This is a genomic window from Dactylosporangium sp. NPDC000555, assembly GCF_040300025.1.
Classification (GTDB): domain Bacteria; phylum Actinomycetota; class Actinomycetes; order Mycobacteriales; family Micromonosporaceae; genus Dactylosporangium.
Genome location: NZ_JBEPDB010000112.1, coordinates 1 through 23,883, shown reverse-complemented (window position 1 = coordinate 23,883; position 23,883 = coordinate 1). Strand labels below are relative to the sequence as shown.

General features: G+C 72.2%; 15 protein-coding genes. 3 read left to right on the top strand and 12 right to left on the bottom strand.

Features of this window, described 5'->3' with window-relative positions:
* Positions 1–4,982: AAA family ATPase (locus ABT297_RS38980; RefSeq protein ID WP_350557763.1), on the bottom strand; the 4,982-nt coding region annotated here is incomplete at its 3' end.
* A 384-nt stretch (positions 4,983–5,366) separates the two neighbouring features.
* Here ABT297_RS38980 and ABT297_RS38975 point away from each other — a divergent pair.
* Positions 5,367–6,077: a hypothetical protein gene (locus ABT297_RS38975; protein ID WP_350557761.1), complete on the top strand. Its 711-nt coding sequence runs from the start codon at positions 5,367–5,369 to the stop codon at positions 6,075–6,077.
* A 141-nt stretch (positions 6,078–6,218) separates the two neighbouring features.
* Here the strand turns inward: ABT297_RS38975 and ABT297_RS38970 are convergent, their stop codons facing one another.
* Entirely contained in the window at positions 6,219–9,836 is a 3,618-nt protein-coding gene (locus ABT297_RS38970; protein ID WP_350557759.1) for a discoidin domain-containing protein, read from the bottom strand.
* Positions 9,837–10,163: 327 nt separating this feature from the next.
* Here ABT297_RS38970 and ABT297_RS38965 point away from each other — a divergent pair, with 327 nt between their 5' ends.
* Positions 10,164–11,270, top strand: coding sequence for a hypothetical protein (locus tag ABT297_RS38965; protein ID WP_350557757.1), 1,107 nt, complete (start codon positions 10,164–10,166; stop codon positions 11,268–11,270).
* A 3-nt stretch (positions 11,271–11,273) separates the two neighbouring features.
* On the opposite strand, the gene ABT297_RS38960 is transcribed toward ABT297_RS38965, so the two are convergent.
* Positions 11,274–12,533: an MFS transporter gene (locus ABT297_RS38960; protein WP_350557755.1), complete on the bottom strand. Its 1,260-nt coding sequence runs from the start codon at positions 12,531–12,533 to the stop codon at positions 11,274–11,276.
* A 121-nt stretch (positions 12,534–12,654) separates the two neighbouring features.
* On the opposite strand from ABT297_RS38960, the gene ABT297_RS38955 reads away from it, so the two are divergent.
* The gene (locus tag ABT297_RS38955; protein ID WP_350557753.1) at positions 12,655–14,262 is read left to right on the top strand and encodes a mucoidy inhibitor MuiA family protein; all 1,608 of its coding nucleotides are present in this window, start codon (positions 12,655–12,657) and stop codon (positions 14,260–14,262) included.
* A 6-nt stretch (positions 14,263–14,268) separates the two neighbouring features.
* On the opposite strand, the gene ABT297_RS38950 is transcribed toward ABT297_RS38955, so the two are convergent.
* The 9 genes from ABT297_RS38950 to pelF form a co-directional block, all read right to left on the bottom strand.
* Positions 14,269–14,982 carry a DivIVA domain-containing protein gene (locus tag ABT297_RS38950; protein WP_350557751.1) on the bottom strand — a complete coding sequence of 238 codons (714 nt, stop codon included), beginning with the start codon at positions 14,980–14,982 and terminating at the stop codon, positions 14,269–14,271.
* A 239-nt stretch (positions 14,983–15,221) separates the two neighbouring features.
* Positions 15,222–15,917: a putative glycoside hydrolase gene (locus ABT297_RS38945; RefSeq protein ID WP_350557748.1), complete on the bottom strand. Its 696-nt coding sequence runs from the start codon at positions 15,915–15,917 to the stop codon at positions 15,222–15,224.
* Positions 15,914–16,879: an NAD-dependent epimerase/dehydratase family protein gene (locus ABT297_RS38940; RefSeq protein WP_350557746.1), complete on the bottom strand. Its 966-nt coding sequence runs from the start codon at positions 16,877–16,879 to the stop codon at positions 15,914–15,916. Before ABT297_RS38940 ends, ABT297_RS38945 begins: the two co-directional genes overlap by 4 nt.
* Positions 16,876–18,180: a nucleotide sugar dehydrogenase gene (locus ABT297_RS38935; RefSeq protein WP_350557744.1), complete on the bottom strand. Its 1,305-nt coding sequence runs from the start codon at positions 18,178–18,180 to the stop codon at positions 16,876–16,878. Before ABT297_RS38935 ends, ABT297_RS38940 begins: the two co-directional genes overlap by 4 nt.
* Positions 18,181–18,233: 53 nt before the next feature.
* Positions 18,234–19,178: a glycoside hydrolase family 191 protein gene (locus tag ABT297_RS38930; RefSeq protein WP_350557742.1), complete on the bottom strand. Its 945-nt coding sequence runs from the start codon at positions 19,176–19,178 to the stop codon at positions 18,234–18,236.
* Entirely contained in the window at positions 19,175–20,101 is a 927-nt protein-coding gene (locus ABT297_RS38925; protein ID WP_350557740.1) for an NAD-dependent epimerase/dehydratase family protein, read from the bottom strand. The genes ABT297_RS38930 and ABT297_RS38925 overlap by 4 nt, the downstream gene beginning before the upstream one ends.
* Positions 20,098–20,826 carry a nucleotidyltransferase family protein gene (locus ABT297_RS38920; RefSeq protein ID WP_350557738.1) on the bottom strand — a complete coding sequence of 243 codons (729 nt, stop codon included), beginning with the start codon at positions 20,824–20,826 and terminating at the stop codon, positions 20,098–20,100. Before ABT297_RS38920 ends, ABT297_RS38925 begins: the two co-directional genes overlap by 4 nt.
* Before the next feature lie 28 nt (positions 20,827–20,854).
* Positions 20,855–22,405 (bottom strand): hypothetical protein, encoded by a 1,551-nt coding sequence (locus ABT297_RS38915; protein ID WP_350557736.1) that lies wholly within the window; start codon positions 22,403–22,405, stop codon positions 20,855–20,857.
* Entirely contained in the window at positions 22,402–23,817 is a 1,416-nt protein-coding gene (pelF, locus tag ABT297_RS38910; protein ID WP_350557734.1) for a GT4 family glycosyltransferase PelF, read from the bottom strand. The genes ABT297_RS38915 and pelF overlap by 4 nt, the downstream gene beginning before the upstream one ends.
* Between the last annotated feature and the right edge of the window lie 66 nt (positions 23,818–23,883).

The following is a 23,883-nucleotide window of genomic DNA, read 5'->3' as shown; positions in this document are numbered from 1 at the left end:
ACGCCGTCGGTCAGGATCGCCGGGTGGATGCCGCGGGAGATCTCGCGGAGCTCCTGCAGGGCGCCGGTGGCCGCGGCGACGGCGTGGTCGAGCTCTGTGGTGAGCGCGTCGAGCTCGGGTGGCAGTGCCGCTTGCACTGTGCGTAGCTGCAGGCCCAGGGAGATCAGTCGCTGCTGGGCGCCGTCGTGCAGGTCCCGTTCGATGCGCCGGCGGGTCTGGTCGGCGGTGGCGACGATCCTCGCGCGCGAGGCGGCGAGCTCCGTTCGGCCTTCGGCGTTGGCGATAGCGGTCGCGACGAGCTCGGTGAAGTCGGCGAGGCGTTGTTCGGTGTCCTGGGGCAGCCGCTGGCGTCGCGAGGTGACGGTCATGGATCCCCAGACCCGGCCCTCGATCAGGATCGGGCTGGCGACCGCGGAGCGGGCCGTCCCGGGCCGGCCGGCCTGAGCCGGGTCGTCCACGTCGCGGCGAGCCGACCGTCCCGTGTCCCGGACCGACGCCATGGCCGCATCGAAGTCGGTCTCGCCCCGCGAACCGGGCTGCGCTTGCCCGGACCCGTAGCGCCCCATCGTCGTGGCTTCACCGTCCGGCTCGAACCGGATGATCGCCGTGCCGTCGGCGCCGACGAGCGTGCCGACCTTGTCGGCCACGGTGGCGAACACGAGCTGTGGGCCGGCGCCGCGGGCGACCAGCGTGGCCACTCGCCGCAAGGCCGCTTGCTCGTCGGCCATGCGGCGGAACTCGACGTACAGCTGGGCGTTGTCCAAAGAGACGGCGAGCTGGCCGGCGATGAGCTTGACGGCGTCGAGCCGTTCGGCGGTGAACGCGCCGCGGATGAGGCGGTTCTCCAGCAGCAGCACCGCCTGCAGGGCGCCGCGGCTCAGGACCGGCACGGCCAGCAGCGAGCAGCAGGCGATGTCGGTGAAGCATGGGTCGCGGGCGAAGCGGTCGTCGCGGGTGGAGTCCGCCACGACGAGCGGTTCACCTGTCCGCTGGACGTATCGCAGCACGGACAGCGGCACCGCGTGTTCGTGGCCGCTGTCGCTGAGCGGGATGGCGCCGCCGGTGCCGGCGGGCGCGGGCAGCAGCCAGGCTTGCCGGTCGTCGCTCCACAGCAGCAGGTGTACGGCGGTGGCGCCGGTCATGGCGCTGAGCACCTGGACCAGTCGGGAGTGCAGCCCTTCGACGTTGGTCTCGGAGCTCAACGCCTGCGACGCGGACAGGATGCCGAGCAGGTCGAGCGTTCCGGTTGTGACGGCGGAGCGACGATGCGGACGATCACCGAGGCGGTGGGCGTCGGGCCCGGCGGTCGCACCGGCCTGTGGTCGCAGGGTCGGGTAGGCCCAGTCGAGTTGGTCGGCTTTCGCCGTCGCGCCCCAGGCGAGGTACTCCTGGCGGGCCTCGGCGAGCAGGTTGTAGCCGCCGTGCTCGACACCGTGGGCGAGCAGGAAGCTGGCCGCGTGTTCGGCGATCAGGGCCCGATGCCACGGCCGCGGACGCTGGGCGGCCTCGCGCCGCGCGGCGTCGAAGCCGAGGACGGCGGCACGGAAGTCCCCGACCGTCCACGCCCGTTCCGCCTCGACCAGTCGCAGCAGGTGCAGGAAGTTCGCCGGCGCGTCCGCGGCGCGGGCGGCCAGCCACCGCGTCACCTCGTCAAGCTCGCCCAGCAGACGGTCGCGTTCGCCGCCGTGGCTGTTGCGGGCCTGCCCGGCGAGGGCCAGCCCACGCAGCGGGTAGACCACCGCGACCGGGTAGGCGCAGTTGGCAGTCGGTAGCCGCGGCATCGCCGCCGCCGTGTGTTTTGCCAGGCCGGGCAGGTCACCGAAGATGGCGGCGGCGATCGCGCGGGTGCAATACGCGTAGAACAGCGCCACGGGGCTGGCGGCGTCGGGGACCGCCTCACCGGCTGCGGCGGAGCGTTCGCCGCGCAACAGTCCAGCCAGCCATCGATAGCTTTCCAGTGGTTCGCCGGTCTGCTGGCCGCCGGTGCGCCCTACGAAGGCGACGCCCGGTTCCGTCTCGGCCAGGTAGGCGTCCAGCGATGGAGCGCAGTCCAGTAGGCCGGTCACGGTGGCGAAGTAGGTGTATCCGGCGTTGGCCAGGTCGCCGCCCGCGAGCAGCCCCTCGCGGGCCCGCTGACCGGCCTGGATACAGTTTTCGATCGGCTCGAACCAGAAGGACCACAGGGCGAACAGGAAGCGGGCCTGCGAGGTGTCGGGCTCGTAGCCGCGGGTTTCGCCCATCGCCAGGACGCGCCGCAATGTCTGGTACCCGGCGGCGTAATCGTCGTGCACCACCATGGCGCAGCAGGCGGCGTAGCTCGCCGGGCCGAGCAGGGTGCGGGCGGGACCGTGCTCGATCCAGATCCGCAGCGCCTCCAGGCTCAACCAGGCGGCCGTGGCGTGGTCCGGAACGAACAAGAGCGCCGGCAGGATGGCGTTGATCAGGCGGGTCGCGGCGAGCAGCCTCGGGTCGGTGATCTCCGGCCGGGTCAGCTCGTCGACGGTGGTGTGGTCCAGCCACCGGTACAGATAGGTGAACTGGTGCTCGAGCCGCGCCGGCAACCGGTCCGCGTCTGGTACGGCGACGCCGAGCTCACGCAGCGACTCCAGGCAGAGCCCGATCGTCTCCGCGAAGCGCTTGCGGTGGGTCAGGCTGCGCGCCTGCACCACCGTCGCGTCCGCACGGCCCAAGGCGTCGGTGCACAGCCCTTCGATCGTGCGGTACTCATCGTCCGCCTCGTCCAGCCGGCCCATGCTGTACAGCGCGCTGTGGCGGCCGGTGTGTATCTCGACGAGCGTGGCGGTCTCACCCGGGTCGATCAGCCGCAGCGCGGCCCCCAGCAGCGCGCTCACCAGCGCGTAGTCCCCGATCAACGCGGCCTGGCCAGCGGTGCACCGCAGCAGCCCCGCCACCCGGCGCCGTTCTGCGGGGTCGTCGAGCGCGTCGACCACCGGCAGGTACTGCTCCGCCGCGACCGCGAACAACTCGGGCACGGCCGCCAGCCGCCGCGCCAGCGCCAACCGCAGGGTGCGCAGCCGCCCCGGATCCAGCCGGCGCAGGACACCTTCGCGGATCCGGTCGTGGCGAAACCGGACCGCCTCCCGCACCCCGGGCTCCACCACCAGGAGCCCCTCATCGAGGGCGGGCGCCAGCCGCTGTTCCACCACGCCCGGCCGCGCGGCGATGGCGCTGCGCAGCACGCGCAGCTCCGTCCGCCCGCCGAGACACGCCATCGCGTCCACCATCTGCCGGGACGTCGCCGGCAGGGCGTCAACCCGTGCCGCCAGCAACCCGGCCAGCTCCGACCGGCCCAGGCGAGCACGCACCGCCGCCTCGTTCCATCGCCACCCGTCGGCCGTCGCGGTCAGCACGTCGTCGCGGCGCAGACCATTGAGCACTTCCAGGGTCTCGTACGGGTTACCCGACGTATACGGGTTGATCAACTCGACCAGGCCGACCGCCTCGGCCGAATCCACGTGGAGCACCTCGGCGACCATGGCGACAGAGCCGGACACCGGCAGGTTGGCCAGCCGCAGGTGCCGCACCCCTGGCTGTTCACGCCACCGGGACAGCGGCGCCGCCAGCGGATGGGCCGCCTCCACGTCGTCCTCGCGGTAGGCGCCCACCAGCAACAGCCCGTCGATCCGCTCCTCGCCGCTGAGCACGAGGTCAACGAACCCCAGTGGGGTGCGCCCTGCCCACTGCAGATCATCGACGAACACCACCACCGGCCGCTTCGGCGAAGCGACCGCGCGGAGCACCTCCACCGTCGTGCGCTGCGCCCGCGCCTGCGCGGTGAGCGGATCTCCCGGATCGGGTGGCACGCCCAGCAGCGCCGCGAACTCCGGCTGTAGCGTGGTCAGCAGGCCCGCGTTCGGGCCGATCGCCTCCAGGATGCGTTCGCGGACCTTGACCAGCTCGTCGTCCGGCTCGGCCAGCAACAACCGGCCCAACCCGCGAATCGCCTGGTACACCGCGTCGAACTCCAGGTCCCGCCGGTACTGGTCGAACTTGCCCGCCACGAACCAGCCGTCCCGGTCCGTCACCACCGTCCGCAGCTCGTCGACCAGCACCGTCTTGCCCACGCCGGGCGCCCCGCCGACCAGCACCCCGGGGCATCGACCGGCCAGCGCCTCCTCGAACGACGCCTCCAGCGCCGCCACTTGCGCGTCGCGGCTGACCAGCCGCGACGGGGGCACCAGCCGCAGCGGAACATCCCGCGCGCCGGGCCGCAGGCCAGCCGCCGCGCCCGCGCCGGCGTCGCGCAACCGCTCCAGGTCGTGGACCACACCGTCGGCGGTCTGATACCGGTGGTCCGGCTCCTTTTCCAGCAGATGCATGATGATCTCGGACAGCGGCGCCGGGACGGCCGGGTTCACCCGCGCCGGGGGCACCGGCACCCGGGCCAGATGATCATGCGTCAGCCGCAGCGGATCCCCGGAACCGAACGGCGGCGCACCCGTCGCCAACTCGTACAACGTCGCGCCCAGCGCATACAGATCAGCTCGCTGATCCACCGACCGGCCGGTCCGCCCCGTCTGCTCCGGTGCCAGATAGGCGAGGGTCCCCACGATCTCGGTGTGGTGCGTGAACTCGGGACGGATCTCGGCCAACGACGACGCCAACGCGAAATCCACCAGGCAGGGGGCGCCGTCGCGGGAGATCAGGATGTTCGCCGGCGTGATGTCGCGGTGCATCACACCCCGCCTGTGCATCCCCGCCACCGCCCGGGCCAGCCCCACCCCGAGCTCGATGAGATCCCCGACGACCAGGGGCTTCGTAAGCCCGGCCAGGCTCGTCCCACCAACGTCCGCCACCGCGATCGACCCCGGGGACCGCGGCACCTCCACCAGTTGCGCGACCCCCTCGACACCGCGCAGCCGCCCCAGGATCCCCATTTCGTGCTGTACCCGCCGCCGCGCGTCCGGCCCCAGCGGCTCCTTGCGGATGATCGTGTGCCCGGCGAAGGGCAGTCGAGTCACGCGCGTGCGTTCGCTCTCGTGCAAAATTTCGCGCCGGACAGGTGGATCTCGGCCTGGCAGGACTCCGCCGTTTCCCATCCGACACCTCCACGTACGGTTCGGACCCATCTCATACCGTAACGTAGAGCGACCGCCAACTTACGCCGACCGGCGCCCGTTATGTCGGAATCTCGTCGGATGTGATCACCAGCGCTCGGGCGTTCCGCTTGCTGTCAAGGCTCACCCAGTCGCCGAGCAACGTGCCGGCCTTCTCGTACGGCGTCGGCACGCTGTACTGCAGCCCGACCGGCTTCTGTGAGAAGCCGTAGACCTCGTGCCCGCCTGCCCTGGACCGGACGTGGCCCGCTCTTGTCGGGTCTGGTGTTGATCGCTACGGTCGCGGGCATGCAGACGAGCTACCTGTCGTGGGGCGCGGCGAAGGCCCTGTTCAACAGCCGCGGCTTCGCCGAGTCGTCCTATGAGAACCTGTACGAGGAGGAGTACATCCTCCATCCGGGCAGTGCACTGGTCACTGGTGCCTTCCCGCTCAACGACCATGACCGGCACCCGTGGCGCGACACCACTCCGGACGGCGCCACGGGGTACATCGTCGATGGCGATCTCACCGTGGACGGCAACATCTTCGATTGGGACGACGGCGCCAGCGCGTTGATCGTGCTGGGCGACCTCCGCGCCGCCAACATCTACCTGAGCTGCGACGCGAAGCTCCTCGTGCAGGGCAATGTCGAGGTCGAGACGTTCGTGGGCGAGATGACGGACAAGCTCGTGATGATCCACGGTGACCTGCGCACGCGGGCGACGATCATGTGGGACGAGTTCTGCCCGGACCTGGTCGGCGGCTGCCTCTACGGCCGCACGCTCGCCCCCGGCTACCTCGACCTGCCGGGCGACACCATCGGCCGGGTCGAGGACCCGGCCCCCGACGTCCCGCTCGCCGACCTGCTCGTCGCGGAGGTGCTCGTCGACGCCGACCCGGACGACCCGGATGCCGTCGAGTTCGGCGTATACAAGCGGCGCTTCTACGACCGGATCGCACAGGGACTCCCGGTCGTCCGGGGCGGCCGCCGCGTGGCCTCGCTGGAAATCCCGGCGTAACACCGACGCGTGGCGGATGCGCGCCCCGGACGAGCTCGCCGCCGACCTCGACGACGCGAGCTGAGCTGACAGCGGTGCGGGGGTCCCGGTCGGCCCGGGACCCCCGCTGCTGTTCGTGCGGTGCGTTCGCGAGTGCTGCGGTTAGTTGGGGGTCCCGTTGAACACGAACTGGGAGCCCGGTTCCTTGACGAGGTTGCCGGTCGACGAGTTGGTGATGGTGACGTTGGTCAGCGTGGCACTGCCCCGGGCGCTGCCCATGGCCAGGATGCCGGCGCCGTTGTTCGACTTGTCGATGCGCAGATTGGTGAGGGCCACGTTCGGGTACTGGCCGCTGCCAGCCTTGAACTGGATGCCGTCGTAGGTCGAGTCGGAGATGTCGGTGTCGCGGATGGTGACCCCGACGATGTCGCTCGACGGCGCGAACAGGGTGATCGCGCCGAACTTCTGCTGCTCGCCCCAGAACACCCCGCCGCAACGGTACAGGCCGTTGTTGGCGATCGTCGTGGTGCCGGAGAACGGGATCGGGGAGTGGTCGGTGGCGAGCATGATGCCGGGGTAGTTCATCGTGTCGGAGATCAGGTTGTTCTCGATGACGTTGCCATAGCCGCCGTAGATCGCGATGCCGTTGGCCCGCCAGGGCAGCTCCACCGTGTTGTTCGTGAAGCGGTTGTCGTGGCCGACGTCCACGGACTGGTCCTTCACGTACGTGCTCGACCAAACGGCCAGCGAGTCGTCGCCGGTGGTGCGGAACGACGAGTTGAACACCTTCGAGTTGCGCGAGCCGTTGGCGAAGTTGATGCCGTCGGCGTACGTGTTACGGATGCGCATCCCGCTGAACTGCAGGCCGTCGGCGGGGTTCCAGTAGGCGGGCGTGTCGCTGTAGTCGCGGCCGACCCAGGCGCCGACGTTGGTGTGCTCGATCCACACGTTGCTGATCTTGGTGTTCTTGCCGAACCGGCCGTTGAGCCCGTGGCCGCGGTCCTTGCGGTTGGTCGTCCCGCCGAAGATGGCGATGTCGGAGATCTGGACGTTGTCGTCGATGTCGAAGCCGACGTTGCCCTCGTGCGGGTGGTTGATGTTGCCGACCACCTTCTGCGGCTCGGTGGTCGTGTACAGCTGGGAGTACCACATGCCGGCGCCCTTGATGACGGCGTTGCGGATGCCCTTCTGGTTGAACTGGCCGCGGGCCGGGTCCGGAGACAGGATCTTCTGCTCCTGCCGCCACTGGCCCGGCGGGATCCACACGCAGGAGATGACGCCGTTCTGGTTGTCCGTCACCGCCCTCTGGATCGCCGCCGTGTCATCCTGGCCGTCGTCCGGGATCGCGCCGTACTGCGTGATCGAGGTGCAGCCGGCCGGCTGGCTCAGCGGCGGAGCGACCTGCTCCAGGTCGACGAGGTCGATGATGTAGAACGCGGCGGTGTCCCCGGCGTCGCGCTGCAGCTTGAACTTCGTGCCGGCCGGGTAGCTGCGCGAGAGCAGCGCGTGCGACTCGTCGAAGAGCCGGCGCGCGTCACCGCCCGGGCTGTTGGACAGCGACTCGGTGTCGTCGCTGTTGCCGTACAGCCAGCTGAAGCGCGAGGAGAGGGTCAGCTTCTGCACGAAGACGTTGTCGGCGTACAGGCTGATCGTGTAGTCCTGCCCGCCGCCGGATGACGAGTCGGGCACCGAGTTGCGCACCACGATGGAGTTGGCCTGGTTGGTCGAGGTGAACTCGACGAACTGGCCGGTGCTGTTCAGCCGCACCGACTTGCGCCCCGACGACTCGGTGGCGAAGTTGGTGTGCCCGAACGTGCGCAGGGGATCGGCGGTCAGCAGCGTGCCGTTGTAGTTGCCGGCCTCGGCCTCGTACGAGGTGTACGGCACCGCGGCGCCGCGACCGACCACAATGGACTGCGACAGGGAGTTGTTGTTCTCGTTGGTCTCCGCGACCACGTTGGTCGCGTCGGCGGTGGCGACAATGGTGGCACCGCCGGCGACCGCGGTCCAGGTGCCGGCGACCGCGACGGTCACGCTCTGCCCGGCGCCGATCGGCCCGGTGTTGGTGTTCAGCGTGGTGCCGCCGACGGTCACCCGGGTCACCGTCGTGACGGTGACCGCGGTGGTACCGCGGTTGTTCACCACCACGCTGAAGGAGACCGCGGCACCGACGGCCGGGCTGGCCGGGTTGGTGGCGATGGAGAGCACCTGCAGGTCCGGGCCGGGCGCCTGGGCCACCACGATCGGGTTCGCGGCGGTGAAGGTGTTGTTGTCGTAGTTCTGCTCGATGACGGTCTTCGCCGGGTTGACGGTGGCGGTGACCGGGTACGAGCCGATCGGGCGCGTGCCGGCGTCGACCGTGACGGTGGTGGACGCGCTCGGCTGCAGCGCTCCGACCGCGGCGGTGCCCACGACCGCGCCGCCCAGCGAGAGGTTCACGGTGGTCGCCGGGGATGCGGCGGTACCGCTGTTGCGCACCGTCGCGGACAGGGTGATCGGGGTGGCCTCGTTCACCGACGTCGGCGTCCAGCTGACCCCGGTGACCACGAGGTCGGGGTTGGGCGCCATGGTCCCGAACGCCTGCAGCTCGGCCACCTGGCCGCCGGGGGCGCCGGTGTTCGAGAAGAACTGCAGCTGCACGTCGGCGACCCGGGTGTTGACCGGGATCGTGACGGTGTTCTGGTTGCCCGACGGGCTGAACGCGTAGTCCGCGCGTGCCACGAGCGTGCTGAACGCGGTGGCGGACTGCTCGCGGCCGAGCACGGCGAAGCTCTGCGTGCGCGCACCCCAGGCCGTGTCGGGGTTGAGCTTGACCACCAGCGAGGTCAGGTCGGCGTTGGCGCCGAGGTGCAGCGTCAGCGTCGACGTGAAGCCGTTGGACTCCCAGTACGTGCTCGTGTTGCCGTCGTTGGCGTTGGCCGGGGTGAAGGAGAACACCGACGACGACGCCTCGATCGCCTTGCCCTGCGCCAGGTTCGTGCCGGTCGGCGGGTTGGTGACGCCGTTGCGGGTCACGTGGTTGCTGTCGGCGGACTCGTTGCCGGCCGCGTCGCGGGCGCGCACCCAGTAGGTGACCGTGGCGGTGGTCGGCTGGGTGTCGGTCCAGGTCAGCACCGTGCCGCCGACGTTACCGCGGGCGGTGCCGTTGGCGTAGACGGTGTAGCCGGAGATGCCCTGGCTCGACGTGGACGCGTTCCAGGTCAGCTTGATCTGACCGGGGGTGGGCTCGGTGTAGGCCAGGTTGCCCGGTGCGGTCGGCAGCTGCGGCTGGCTGACGTTGGAGCCGTACACCTCCACCTCGGACAGCTGCGCGGCGGGCCAGCCGGTGTTCGCGGTGATGTTGACCCGCACGTACCGCACCGTCTTCGCGGTGAAGTTCACGACCACGGTGTTGGCGTTGGCGGGGTTGAAGACGGGAGCGTACGGCGCCGCCAGGTCCGTCCAGTTGGTGCCGTCGGTGCTGCCGCGCACGCTCAGGTTCTGGGTGCGGGCGCCCCAGCCGGTGGGCAGCTTGAGCACCACCTGGTCGATGCTGGTGGCGCTGCCCAGGTCGAGCTGGACCCACTGCGGGAAGGCGTTGTTCGGGCTTTCCCAGTAGGTGCCCTGGTTGCCGTCGTTGATGTTGGTCGCCACGTACTGGCCGTTGGAACCGCTGGCCGTGACGGTCTTGCCAAGGGCGAGGTTGGGCCCACCGGCGGCGTGGGCGGGTGTGGACACGGCGGCGGCACCGGCGGCGGCCAGCAGGACCGCTAGAGCGCCGGCGAGCAGCTTGGATCTCATGGGGGTGTCCTTGCTCCGTTCAGAGGACAGCACGGATCGTCCCGTGACCCGACGGCCGTACTCACGGAAGTGAGTGTTGGCGGAGGCACGCCCGGGTCTGGGCGTTGGTCAGGGGCTGTGCGGTTGGTGCTGGGTCGGTGGCAGGCGGTCGGCGGTGCGTCTGCCGTGAAGTTGCAACGGGTTGCCAACTTCTTGCGGACTGGGAATCTAAGGTTGCAGATATTCCGTCGATTCGTCAACATCTCCATATGCCGACATGAAACTGTGACGGTTGGCGGCCCACAACGAGAGGAGAGCGGGGCGCGTCGATACGGGTACAGTGACCGCGTGATCACAATGGGCGTTGACGCGGATCGATTACGGGCGCACGACTACCGCCACAAGCCCGGCGTGACCGACGTCCGGTGTTACTACGTCATCAACCCGGAGTCACCGCACGGCGAGTGGGCGTGCCGCGACATCATCCGGCCCGCGGTCCGGGCGCTGCGCGCCGACTACGGCATCACGGTCGAGCCGCTGGCGTACGGCGAGATCCCGCCGACCGGGCCCGACGTCATCACCTACGTCGTCTACGGGCCGACCGACCCGCTCGCGATGCCGGACGGGGAGCGCGAGTATCTCGCCGCGCTCGCCTTCGCCGGCGTCCGCACGAACATCGTCTCGGCCTACCCGCTGACCGCCGCGGGCACCGACCGGCCCGGCTACGAGCTTGCCGGGACGCTCGTCCCGCAGCTGTGCGACGCGCTGGACATCAACGCCATCTTCCCCGACGAGCTCGACCTGGTGCGGGGGATCCGGACCAACACCTGGCACGACGTCTACGTCAACGTCATCGGCGAGACGATCCGGGTCAAGTATCAGCCGACCCGCAGCCGCGACGACGGCGACGAGGCGGTGCGCGCGCGCCTGTGCCGCGAGCACGCCGGCGAGGTCGCCGAGCTGGCCCGGCTGCACCGCGAGCACCGGTTGTGGCAGCGCAAGCCGAATACCGACGGCTCCATCATGTTCACGCACGACGGCTACTGGTTCGTGTCGCAGACCCTGACCGACAAGACGCTCATGACCGCCGACGACTTCGACCTGGTCACCTCGTTCGACGAGGGGCTGCGCGGCATCACCTACACCGGGCCGCGGCTGCCCAGTTCCGACGCGCCGGAGTTCCTCGTGCTCAGCACCATGCTGAGCATGCACGCGCGGCGGCCCCGGCTCATCGTCCACTTCCACCACCGCGACCTGACCCGCGGGCCGCGGTACCGGGAGCTGGTCACCGACTCGATCGTCGAGAGCGGACACTTCGCGGCGGGCCGGCGGTTCTTCGAGGAGCTGCGCCTGCGCTCGAGCGACTGGTTCATCATCCGCGAGCACGGCATGGTGTGGATCGGCGACTCGGCGGCCGAGTTCGGTGCCTTCGCCGACCGCGTCGTGGCGCGCTAGCGTTCACGCCTGCGGCACCATCTCCTCCGGCGCAGGCTCGGGCGCCACCGCCTCGCGCCGGCGGGCCAGGAGCAGCAGCGGCAGGGCCAGCAGCTGCAGCAGGCCGGCGAGCTCGAACGAGGCCGGATAGTCCCAGGCGTCGGCCAGGCGGCCCAGGGCGGGCTGCATCACCACGCCGCCGCTGGAGGAGATGAGCGAGTCGAAGGACAGCACCGTGGCCCGCTTCGCGGCCGGCAGCAGTTCGTTGAGGTAGGCCTGCCGCGACGGCAGCACCCCCGCGGAGACCAGGCTGTTGGCGGCGATCAGCGCCATCGCGACCGGCATGGTGCCGGCCAGGCCGAAACCGACCAGCAGCGCCCCGCCGAGTGCGACGCCCGCGATGAGCACCGAGGTCCGCCGCCGAAACAGCGAGCGGAACGCCCTCGCCAGCAGCCCGCCCACCATCTGGGCCGCGGCAGTGGCCGCAGCCACCACGCCGAGCAGCCCGTACGCCCGGCGGTCGCCGACCAGCTGCAGGAAGTACGGCTTCATCGCGAACGCGACATAGTAGCCGACGCCGGAGGAGAACAGCGCGCCGAGCATCACCCAGCGCACGGCCGGGCGCCGCCAGCCGTACCGCATCGAGGCGCTCGCCATCCGCCGGACCGCCTGCGCCGGTCGGCCGGCGCGCCCGGGCGTGAACCCGACGTCGTGCATGAGCCGCCAGGCGACGGCGGTGAGCGTCAGCAGCAGGCCGGCCCGGACGAGGAACGGCACGCCGAGGTTCGTCAGCTGGGCCAGGTAGGCGCCGGCCAGCGAGCCGGCCATGGTGCCGATCCCGCTGAACACCTGCGCCCGCGCGAACACGTCCTCCAGCCGGCCCGGGAAGCGCATGAAGTGCAGCGCGTCGACGACCCAGGCGTCGGTCGCGCCCGAGAAGAACGTGAAGCCGGCGGCGAGCAGGACCGACACGCCCGACCACGCCAGGACCCCCGCGTGCAGGCGCCAGGCCAGCCAGTACAGCAGGGTCGTGACGGTGAGGGTGGAGCCGCCGAGCAGGTAGGACACGCGGCGGCCCCACGTGTCGGCGACGGAGCCGGTGGGCACCTCGAACAGCGCGTACCCGAGCGTGAAGCAGGCGTTGGCCGCCAGCGCCTGCGTGTTGCTCAGGCCGGCGTCGTACATCAGCAGCGAGTTGATGCCCCAGATGCTCGAGACGGCGAGCGAGTTGAGGAGGATCAGGGAGAGATACGTGCGCCGCACGTCGCGGCTCGTCGGGGCCACGGCGGCCAGCCTAGGGAGGCACTCGCGCGCTGGCAAGGATCGATTGTGGCGAGCATCCACAACTTTATATCAAAGACGCAGCCCGCCCGGAGACTGGGCACGGGCTGCTACGGTGCGGTCTGTGCAGAAGTCGATCGACGCGGAGATCGTCGCGGTCACCGTCTACCCCGCGCAGGCGCGGGTCACCCGTCGCGGCCGGGCCACCCTCGACGCCGGCGACCAGGTCGTGGAGGTGGGGCCGCTGCCCCTGAACCTGGACGGTGACTCGATCCGGGTCAGCGGGCTCAGCGAGCGCGGCACCGCCACGGTCCTCGGCGTGGACGTCGCGCTGCGCCGCCGCGCCGAGCCGTCCGACGCCGCCGTGACGGCGGTGCGGCAGGAGCGGCGCGCCCTGGAAGCCGAGTCGGCCGAGATCGACGACGCGGAGACGGTACTGCGCCAGCGCCAGGCGTTCCTGACCACGCTGGGCGAGCGGGCCAGCGGCGCCTACGCGCGGGCGCTGGCCTCCGGCGAGGCGGCATCCGACGCGGTCGCGGCGTTCACCGCCACGATGGGCGGCGAGCTGACCTCCGTGCTGGCCGGCATCCGCGAGCTGCAGCGGCGCCGCACCGAGGTGACCGACCGCGTCGCCGTGCTGGACCGGCAGCTGCGCGACCTGTCCGGCAAGCGCGAACCCGACGCGCGCTACGCCGTCGTCACGCTCGCCGTGGCGGCGCCGGGACCGGTCGAGCTCGACGTCTCCTACCAGGTGCGGGAGGCCGGCTGGCGGTCCACCTACGACGTCCGGCTGACCGGCGAGACCCTGCAGGTGACCTGGTTCGGCCTGGTGGAGCAGCGCACCGGCGAGGACTGGCCGGAGTGCGAGCTGGCGCTGTCGACCGCCCGCCCGTCGGGCGTGGTCGCGGTCCCCGAGCTGCAGCCGTGGTACCTGGACCCGCTGCTGCCCCCGCCCCCGCCCCGGCCGCGGTCCCTCGGCGCCTTCGGCGGCCCGCAGGGCCTGCCGGCCCCGGCTCCCGCCATGGCGGCGCCGCCCGGAACCGCGCCGATGCTCGAGGACGCGCTCGACCGGGACCTCCCGTTCGAGCTGGCCCAGGCGCGGGTCGAGGAGGGGCCGGTGGCGGCGACGTACCGCCCGGCGCGCGCGGTCGCGGTGCCCGCCGACGGCACCACGGCCCGGGCCACGATCGCGGTCCTCGACCTCGCCGCCCGGCTCGACCACGTCACCGCGCCGGCCCGCTCGACCGACGTCCACGTGCGCGCCGTGGTGACGAACACGTCGCAGCACACGCTGCCGCCCGGGACGGCGGCGGTGTTCCACGAGGCCGACTTCGTCAGCCGCACCGCGCTGCGGACGTGGGCGCCGGGCGAGGAGCTGGATCTGGCACTGGGCCTGGACGACCGGGTCCGCGTCGAGCGCGAGCTGGCCCGGCGCACCGCCACCAAGGCGACGCTGGGCTCGAGCCGCCGCCGCGAGGTCGAATACCAGACCAGGATCGGCAACTACACGGGCCGGCCGGTGCGCATCACGGTGCTCGACCAGCTGCCGGTCGCCCGCCACGAGGGGATCACCGTCCGGGAGACGGTCGTGGAGCCGGCGCCGGCCGAGCGCACCGAGCTGGGCGTGCTCACCTGGCGGCTGCTGCTGCCGGAGGGGCAGACGCAGGCACTGCGGCTCGGCTACCGCGTCGACACCGGCAAGGGCATCGAGCTGTCCGGCTGGCGCGAGTAACGCGGCTCACTCGCCCCGCTGCGGCTCCGGCTCGTCGTCGGGCTCGTGGTGCTGGTCGGGGTCGCGCCGCGCCGCGGGCAGCAGCTCGCCGGCCACCGCGCCGGAGTCCTGGAAGTCCGTCGTCACCTGCGGCTGGCCCACCCAGAGCGCACGCATCTGCTGCTGCATGAACGAGGTGAGGTTGGCCCGGTACTCGTGGTCGAACTGCTCCAGCGACTCGATCTGCTGCTGCAGCGCCTGCCGCTTGGATGTCAGCCCGCCGACGACGTCCTCGTAGATCTGCTCGGCGCGCTCCTTGATGTCGTACGCGTTGGCCTGTGCCTCCCGCACGACGTCCCCCGCGCGGTTCTGCGCCTCGGCCAGGAACTCGTTGGCGTTGCGCTCGGTCTCGGCGGCGAACGCCTCGGCCTCGCGGGCGACGTTCACCGCCGCCGCGCGCGCCCGCTTGAGGATCTGCTCGGCCTCTTCGCGCAGCGATTCCGCCCGCGCCTGAGCCTCCGAGACGATCTGCGTCGCCGCGGCGTGCGCCTCGCCGCGGATGCGGTCAGCCTCGCGCCGGGCCCCCTCGAGGTGCTCCTCGGCCGTGCGCTGCGCCATCGTCAGGACCTGCAGGGCCTTGTGCTGGTCCATCGGGCCGCCCGCCGCCTCGACGGACGGGTTGAGGATCTGGGGGCCGCTCGCCATGCGTTCGTCGTACTGGCGCATCCCGTTCTGCGTCATGTCCTTGCCCCTCCTCGATGGCGGTTCCGGCGGCCCGGCGGACGTCTTCGCCGCGGGCGCCCGCACCGGAACCATTCCGCACCCTACCGGCCGCGGAATGCCCCGCGGACGGTACCCGAGGAACGGGCGCAAGCGGGTGCCATTCGAGATCTTTTAACCTGAACCAAAGAGACTGCTAAGCCGTGTGGCGGCCCGGCCGGGCCGGGCCGCCACAGGCGCACCACAGGCTCGCGCCAGGTTCACACCAGGGACAGCGCCCGGTCGCTCACCACGCATGGCATGCCGAACAGCGCGGCCCGGCGACGCGCGAAGTCGGCGAGCCCCGGCGTGTCGGCGTAGTCCAGCGCGAACAGGTCCAGGTCGTAGCGCGGCAGGTCCTCGGCGATGCGGGCGTGCCCCTCCAGGATGTCCGCCGGCCACGGGCCGTACCCGTCGTCTGTCCAGCGCGCGGAGAACGACTCGAACAGGATTCCGTCGATGTGCTCGGCGAGGTCCGGCAGCAGCCCGAAGCCCCGGTTGGCCAGCACGTAGCCGGAGCCGGCCGCCTGCCGCAGCGCCGCCACGAGCCGCAGCAGGTGCGGCAGGTCCTCGGGGAACGTCAGCTCGACGTTGAGCGTGTCGAGGAACAGCCCGGAGAATCCCGCGTCGATCGCGGCGCGGGCCTGCCCGATGACGTGCTCGGTCCACCCGGGGTGGCTCACGTCCACGAACGCGCCACCCCAGTCGGGGTTGCGCTGCGGCCGCTGCCAGGGTGCCGGCGGGCCCTGGTCCTCGGACAGCGACAGGTAGGCGAGGGGCTCGGTGCCGTCGGCCCGCAGGCGCTGCAGCTCCTCCGGGCGGTAGAACTCCGGCTGCAGGACGGCCCGCCGGTATTGGCACAGTTCCTCGAGGCGTCCGGCGCCGTAGTAGAAGACGATCGGGGCCAAGCCGCTCACCGCCCGGCCCATTGCCGGTACCACTCGACCGTGCGACGCACGCCCTCCTCCAGGTCGACGGCCGGGCTGTACCCGGTCAGGCCGCGCAGCAACGCCAGGTCGGGACAGCGCCGTCCGACCGCCCCCGGCGCCCCCGCGACCGGCTCCAGGGCCGCGTCGGCCCCGGTGACCCGCAGGACCAGCTTCGCGAGGTCCGCGATGTTGGTCTCGGCCGTGTCGTCGCCGATGTGGACGATCCGCCCTGCCGCGTCCGGGCACGCCATCAGCCGCAGCATCGCCTCGACGGCGTCGTCGACGTAGCAGAACGCCCGGGATTGGTCCGCCCCCGGCACCCGGAACGGGTTCTCGCCCCGCAGCGCGCGCAGCGCCATCTCCGGGATCGCGTGGTCGGTGCCCATCCGCGGCCCGTACACGTTGTGGAACCGGCCGACGACGGCGTCGAAGCCCTTCGCCCGCGCCCCGTGGACGAAGGCGGCCTCGCCGAGCAGCTTGCTGACGGCGTACGCGTAGCGAGGCGCGGTGACGTCGCCGATCGTCACCGGCACGTGCTCGCCGGTCGGCACCGGCGCGATCCCGGCGTCCACCGCGCCGGCGTAGACCTCGCTGGTCGAGGCGAAGAACACGCGCTCGCCGGGGATGAGCCAGTCGAGCAGGTGCAGCGCGCTCAGGGCGTTGACCCGCACGACGCGGGCTGGGTCGGCCTCGACGTTGCGGACGCCGACGACGGCGGCCAGCAGGTAGATCTGGTCCCAGCCGTGCGGCAGCCGCCGCCAGGTGGCCGGGTCGGTGAGGTCGCCCGGGTGGACGCCGACCGCCGGGTTGCGGCACAGCTCGGCCAGCTCGGCATCGTCGCGCCCGCGGGAGAAGTCGTCCACGATGGAGACCTCGTGGCCGTCGCCGATCAGGCGGCGGGCCAGGTGCAGGCCGATGAAGCCGGCCCCGCCGAGCAGCAGCGCCCTCATGCTGCCACCCCCTGCGGGAGGTAGCCGATTCCCGCGTAGCGGATTCCGGCCGCGGTCAGCGCCTTCTCGTCGAGGATGCGCCACGAGTCGAAGACGATCCCGGGCCGCTTGGCGCCGAGCACCGCGCCGAGCTCGATCGCGCGGTAGTCCGGGTGGTCGTTGATCACCAGGACGGCGTCGGCGTCGCTGAACGCCTTGTCGAGGCTGATCGGCTCGCCGCCGTACTGCCGCACCACGCTGTCGGACACCAGCGGATCGTGGCCGAGCACGGTCAGCCCGGCCTCGGAGAACACGGGCATCATCGAGGCGATCGGCGTGCCGCGCATGTCGTCGGTCGGCGGCCAGCCCTTGTACGCCCAGCCGAGCACCGCCAGCCGGGCGCCCTGCGTCGACCCGCGCTCCCGGCGGATGAGCTCCACGACGGTCTGTGCCACGTGGAGCGGCAGGAACTCGTTGAGCCGGCGCGCGGGCTCCACCAGGAACGGCGGACGGCCGGCGGCCTCGCTGAGCATGATGTACGGGTCCTTCGACAGGCAGCCGCCCCCGACGTACCCCGGCTTAGCCAGGTCGGGGCGCGGATAGTCGAGGTTGGCCGCCCGGATCACCTCCAGCGGGTCGAGGCCGTGGTGCTCGGCGATCAGCGCGATCTCGTTGCCGTAGGCGTAGATCAGGTCGGTGTGGCAGTTGTTCGACAGCTTCACCAGCTCCGCGGTCTCCAGGCCCGAGACCGGGACGAGCTGGTTGGCGAGGCCGCCGAAGAGGTCGAGGCCGGCCGCGAGGCTCGCCTCGTCGAGCCCGCCGACGACCTGCGGCAGCTCGACGAGCTCCCGCAGCGCCTGGCCCTGGATGGTGCGCTCCGGCGCCATCACCAGCCGGGCACGGCCCCACGTCTCCAGCAGCGGCGGCAGCACCACCCGGCGGCTGGACCCGACCGGCACCGTGCTGCGCACGACGACCAGGGTGTCGGGCCCGCACCAGTCGGCGACCTGGCGGGCCGCGGCGGCGAGGTTGGTGAGGTTGGGGCGGCGGGTGTGCTCGTCGACCGGCGTGGAGACGCAGATCACCGCCGCGTCGACCGTGTCGCGGGGCAGCGCCGAGTCGATGAAGATCGACCTGCCGGCGTGCTCGGCGAGCGCGTCGGCCACGCCGGGCTCGTAGATGTGCGGCCGGCCGCGGTTGAGCGAGTCGATGATGGCCGGTTGCACGTCCACGCCGTGGACGACGAATCCGTTGCGGGCCAGCGCGGCGGTCAGCGTGAGGCCGACGTAGCCCATGCCGATGACGCCGATGGTGCGTGCCATGTGGTTGGCTGTTCCTTTCCATTGGTGTACCGATGGTGGTGGGTTTGATCCGGTCAGCCGCAGGGAGCGGCGATCCGGTCCAGTTCGCGGGTGGTCACGGTGCCCAGGAAGCGCTCCTCGCGGTAGCGGCGGCACGTGGTGCGGACGTTCGCCGGCCGCTGGGCGTAGTCGACGGCGAGCACGACCTTGCCCTCGTCGCGCAACGCTCGGGTGTCCGCGAGGTTCTCGGCGCAGAAGTCCTCGGTGCAGGGCTCGTCGGTCGCGCGGACGAACAGCTCCTCCATGCCGATGCCGTCGATCGCGTCGACGTAGCCGGGATACCTGCGCAGCTCCGGCGAGTTCTGCGGGACCACCCAGAACCCGGGCCGCCGCTGCCGGGCGTACCCGCTGATCCGCACGATGAGGTCGACCATCGCGCGGGCCAGCCGGTCACGGGTCCAGCCGGGGACGAGGTGCGGGTCCACTTCCTCGTACGCCAGTGGCGTGTCGAGGTAGACGCCGTCGAACCCGGCCGCGAGCGCCCGGTCGACGCGGGGCCGCACGACGCGGTCCCACCACCGCTCGTCCCAGTAGCGCACGAAGTGCTCGTCGGGCCAGTCGTTCCAGCGGTTGAGCACGAGGTCGCCGGCGTCCGCGCGCAGCGGGCCGTACTCGGGCCGGAACTGCTCGATGCTGCCGATCTCGAAGTACGCCAGGACCCGTTTGCCCGAAGCGCGCAGCGCGGCGATCTCGTCGGGCCGGAACAGGTCGGACTTCGCGTCCCGAGCCAGGTCGATCACGGCGAGGCGCTGCGGCGCGCGGGCGATCGCCGCCAGGCCGCCGCGTTCGTAGCCCTGCAGCTGATACACCCAGCCGTCCCCGGACGCCGGGGCGCCAGAACGCGCGCCGCCCGCCGGCCCGGAGCGCTCACCGTCCGGCCGGCACGCGACCATCGGGGCCGCGGCGAGCACGAGCGCGGCGGCGAGCGCGATGCGGCGGCGCGCGTCCGGGCCGTTCATCGTCCGGCGGCGGCGTCGAGCGCGACCCAGATCGCCTTGACCGACTCGGACAGCTCGTGCGTGGGCACCCAGCCGAGCACCGCCTCGGCCCGGCCGACGTCCGCCCGGATCCAGTGCACAGCGGCCGAGCGGGCCGGCCCGGTGCCGTGCTCGACGATCGGGCCGGTGTACCCGGCGGCCTCCGCGAGCCGGTGCACCGCCTCGCGCGAGGTCACCGCCCGGCCGCTGGCGACGTTGACGACGCCGGCGCCCGGCTCCGGCGCGGTGACGGCGGCGAGCACCGCCGAGGCCACGTCGCGGACGTCGACGAAGTCCCGGTACGCGCCGAGCTGACCGAGCGTCACCTGGCTGGGCGCGCCGGCCATCCCGTCGCGGGGAAGGGCGTCGCGGATGAGCAGGGCCGCCCGGCCGAGCAGGTTGTCCCGATGCAGCCCGGCCCCGATCGGGTTGAACACCCGCAGGGTGACCCCGTCGACCCGGCCGGCCAGGGCGGCCCGCTGCAGCAGGCGTGTGGCGGCCAGGTGCGTCGTGCCGTACTCGCTGACCGGCTCGCACGGGTGGTCCTCGGTGACGCTGACGCCGTGCTCGACAATGCCGTACTCCGCCGCCGAGCCCAGCCGCACCAGCCGCGCGTCCGGCACCGCGGCCGCGACGGCCTCGATGAGCCGGGCGGTCACCAGCGTGTTGGCCTCGAGCAGGTCGAGCCCCGTGCCGGTGAGCCGGCCGGTGCAGTTCACGACCACGTCGGGGCGGACCTCCCGCACGAGGCCGGTCAGCGAGGCGAGGTCGCCGGCGACGAGATCGTGCTGGGCGCGCGGCGGGCAGGTGACCGCGGCGATCCGCGGGTCGGCGGTGAGCGCCGCCCGCGCGTGCGCGCCGACGAACCCGCTGGCCCCGAACAGCAGTACGCTGAGCTCGTTCATGCCGCCGCCTCGCTCCGCGCCGGCAGGAGGATCGGCTCGAGCTCGCCGAACCTGCGATTGGCCTCGTCGTACTGCTCCGGCCGGCCGATGTCGAGCCAGACGCCGCCGAAGTCGTAACTGTTCGGAAACTCGCCCTGGCGTAGCAGGTCATGCACCAGGCGGTCGAAGCCGAGCGGCAGGCCGGCCGGATACGGGTCGAGCGTCTTGCGCGACATCCCGTAGATCCCCATCGAGACCCGGTGCCGGTAGGTCGGCTTCTCGGTGAAGCCGACCACCCGGTCGGCGTCGACGTCGAGCACGCCGAACTCCATCTTGATCGTCTGCGGTGCGGTCGCGATCGTGAGCGCCGCGCCCGAGGTGCGGTGCGCGTCCAGCAGGCCGGCGAAGTCGAGGTCGGTGAGCAGGTCCCCGTTGACGACCAGGAAGTGCTCGGGCAGGTCGTTCTTGACGGTGAACAGGGGTCCGACCGTCGACAGCGGCACGCTCTCCTCGACGTACTCGACCTCGAGCCCCCATCGGGAGCCGTCGCCGACGAAGGCCCGGATCAGCGAGCCGAGGTGGTTGATCGCGAGCATGACGGAGGTGAAGCCGCGCGCCGCGAGCTGTTCCAGGACGATGTCGAGGATGGCGTGCCGCTCTCCGATCGGCATCAACGGTTTGGGAAGCGCGGTGGTGTACGGGCGCAGCCGGACGCCCTTGCCACCGGCCAGGATGACCGCGTGCATGTGTTGCCTGCTTTCGTTCGGTTCGATGTCATCGGTACTGGCGGACGTGCCCCAGCGACGGGGCGAGGGCCGCGGCCAGCAGCCCGACGAGCAGCACGGCGCTGCCGAGGAAGGCCACGGTGTCGGTCAGCGCGGCCGACGGCGACGACCACGCCACCGCGCCCGCGACGAGCGGGCGGGCGGCGAGGTGCGCGCCGAGCGCGAGGGCCAGCACGACGCAGAGCCGCCCGTAGCCGCCCAGCCCCGCCAGGACGAAGATCAGGAAGCACGCGCCCGCGAGGGCCACGTTCGCGGCGGCCATCGCGGCGGCCGCCGGCGTGAGCCGATCGGCGAGCCGCAGGGCCGCGAGCGTCGCCGTCGCCGCCGCCGTGGCGACGAGCCAGCAGGCGCCGGCGTTCGCCGCCGCCAGCAGCCAGACCCGCCGCCGGAACCCTCGCGGGCCCCACCGCTCGTGCAGCATGTCCCGCGACCGCTCGCCGAACCGGCGCGCCCGCCACTCCACGAACCCCATCGACACCACGAGCGGCAGCGCCGCGACGAGCACGTCGAACCGGTCCGTCAGGTACGGCGCCTGTGCCAGCAGGATCAGCGCCGCCAGCAGCGCGGTGTGGGCGACCACGAGCGAGAAGGTGAGCCAGTTGCCCCGCAGCACGGCCCGCAGGCCGAGCCCGCTGCCTCCCTCGGCGACGGTCGCTCCACCGGCGACCAGCCCCCGCCGGACGGCCACGCCGAAGGCCGCCGCGATGCAGACGACGGCCGGCACGAGCGCGGCCGCCGGCAACCGGCGGTCGCTCATGAGGAACGCGATGCCGGCCAGCACGGCCGGCGCCATGAGCACCACCAGCCAGGCCTCGTCGCGGTAGAACAGCAGCAGGGTGCTCGCCATCTGATAGGCCGCGACGGCCGGCACCAGCAGCGCCATCGCCGCACCGCCGCCCTGGGTCGCGGCGACGGCCGCGCCGAGCACCGCGGCCACCCCGACCCCGGTGACCGCCGAGGCCGCCAGGAAGCGGCCCGCGGCGCCCTCGTCGCCCGCGTTGAGGTACTGGTACGCGAGCCAGCCGATGCCACCGGCCCACACCCAGCCCAGCAGCCCGGCCGCGACGATCGCGAACATCAGCGGGCGCGGCTGCGCGCCGGCGACGGCGGCGGGGAACAGCATGCACGGCAGCAGGTACAGCGCGCCGTGGCACAACTCCAGCAGCGTCCGGCCGCGCTCGCGGTGGCGGTGGCGGCCCGGGCGCCGCTGCGGGCTCTCCGCCAGGCCGGTGAGCCGGTTTCGCACCTCGCGGGCCAGCTCGAACACGTCCTGGTAGCCGTACTGCACGCGCGCGGTGTGGTCGGTGACGCCGTGCGCCTCCAGCAGCGCGGTCACCTGCAGCTCGTCGACGAACGGGCCGCCGTCGCGGGCGTGGATCTCGGCGGCGAGGGCGTCGACCGGGTCGGTGCTGGGCCGCTGGCGCACGAGCATCGGCTCGAGCACGGTGATCGGCATCTCGATCGTCTCGTCGGTCGCGAGTCCGCGGGCCGCGACGGCCATCGAGGTCAGCCGGAGCCGGGTCCCGGCGTTGTCGCTCATCGCCGTGCCCCGGCGGACGTGCCGCGGGCGAGTTCCGGCCCCGCCGGCCGGTCGCGGTCGCGCCGGTTCGCCTCCGCCGCTGACACCGGGTGCGGGATCAGCGCACGACCGGCGGCGGCCCGCCCGACGACGACGCGCGGCAGGCCGGCGGCGTGGGCGGCCGGCGTGCGCTCCAGTGCCGGTGTCACCAGCCGCTCGTACAGTCCCCGGTAGTCGTCCAGCGACTGGGTCAGCGTGAACCGGTCGAGCACCCGCTGCCGCGCCTTCGCGGCCAGCTTCCGCCGCAGCTCGGGATCGCGCAGCAGCGTCACGCACGCGTCGGCGACGGCGTCGGCGTCGCGCGGCGGGACCACGAACCCGGCGTCGCCGATCGCCTCGGAGACCCCGCCCACGTTGGTGCACACCATGGTCCGGCCGCACGCCATGGCCTCCACCACCGAGTACGGGAAGCCCTCCGAGATGCTGGTGAGCGCGACGACGTTGCCGCTGTGGTACGCCTCGACGACGTCGGGCACGCTGCCCTCCATGCGTGCGGCGCCGGTCAGGCCGAGCCGCTCGATGAGGGCGAGGCAGCTGTCGCGGTACCGCGGGTCGCTCGCCGCGCCGCAGATGCGCAGCCGGGCCCCCGGCACCCGCTCGCGAACCAGGGCGAAGGCCCGGATCAGCGTGTGCAGGTCCTTGAGCGGGTCGATCCGGCCCACGTAGACGATGGTCGGCTCGTCCGGCTCGGTCCTCGCGATCGGGAACAGCTCGGGCGCGACGCCGTTGTACATCGTCCACATGCGATCCGGGTCCGCGCCGTTGCGCAGCTGCCAGCGGCGGTTGTACGCCGAGTGCGGCGCGAGGGCGTCGGCGAGGTGGTACGCGGCGCCGGCGAGGCCGCGCTGGAAGCCCAGCAGCAGCACCGCGACCGCGTGCGGCAGGTCGCCCTTCGCCTGCTCCAGGTACCGCTCGCGCAGATACACACCGTGCTCGGAGATCAGCAGCGGCGTGTCGTGGGCCCACTTCGCCGTCATCCCGACGAGGGTCGACAGGCCGTTCATCGCGCAGTGCACCACGTCGGCGCGCACCGGCGGCACGGCGAGCGGGCGCAGCATGTGGCCGATGAGCGTGGCCGCCTGCGCCGCGTCGGCGAGCGTGAGCCGGTGCGGCCGGCCGGCCAGCGCCGGGTGGTCGGACCCCAGCGCGGCGCCGACCTCCCGCCACCGGTCCTGCATCGCGCCGAGCGCGGCGTTCGAGCGGATCGCGGCGCCGAGTTCACCGCCGTCGGCCGCGAACTCGTAGAGCCCGCGCAGCGCGAGCAGGAACCGGCTGCGCTGGACGGTCGCCCGGTGCGGGCTCGGGTCCGGCGGCGCGGTCAGCGCGGTGAGCAGCGCGTCGTACGCGGCGCGGAACACCGTACCGGCACCCACAGGTCGCCGGTGCGTGTCATCCGCACGGCCTCGTCGAGATCGACCATCACCGGTACTACCCTAGGG

Bases quoted from the DNA above. Each gene is read 5' to 3' on its own strand.
- ABT297_RS38930 (WP_350557742.1), bottom strand. From the start codon at position 19,178: ATGAACGGCCCGGACGCGCGCCGCCGCATCGCGCTCGCCGCCGCGCTC.
- ABT297_RS38950 (WP_350557751.1), bottom strand. From the start codon at position 14,982: ATGACGCAGAACGGGATGCGCCAGTACGACGAACGCATGGCGAGCGGC.
- ABT297_RS38920 (WP_350557738.1), bottom strand. From the start codon at position 20,826: ATGCACGCGGTCATCCTGGCCGGTGGCAAGGGCGTCCGGCTGCGCCCG.
- ABT297_RS38915 (WP_350557736.1), bottom strand. From the start codon at position 22,405: ATGAGCGACAACGCCGGGACCCGGCTCCGGCTGACCTCGATGGCCGTC.
- ABT297_RS38940 (WP_350557746.1), bottom strand. From the start codon at position 16,879: ATGAGGGCGCTGCTGCTCGGCGGGGCCGGCTTCATCGGCCTGCACCTG.
- ABT297_RS38925 (WP_350557740.1), bottom strand. From the start codon at position 20,101: ATGAACGAGCTCAGCGTACTGCTGTTCGGGGCCAGCGGGTTCGTCGGC.
- ABT297_RS38970 (WP_350557759.1), bottom strand. From the start codon at position 9,836: ATGAGATCCAAGCTGCTCGCCGGCGCTCTAGCGGTCCTGCTGGCCGCC.
- ABT297_RS38935 (WP_350557744.1), bottom strand. From the start codon at position 18,180: ATGGCACGCACCATCGGCGTCATCGGCATGGGCTACGTCGGCCTCACG.
- ABT297_RS38975 (WP_350557761.1), top strand. From the start codon at position 5,367: ATGCAGACGAGCTACCTGTCGTGGGGCGCGGCGAAGGCCCTGTTCAAC.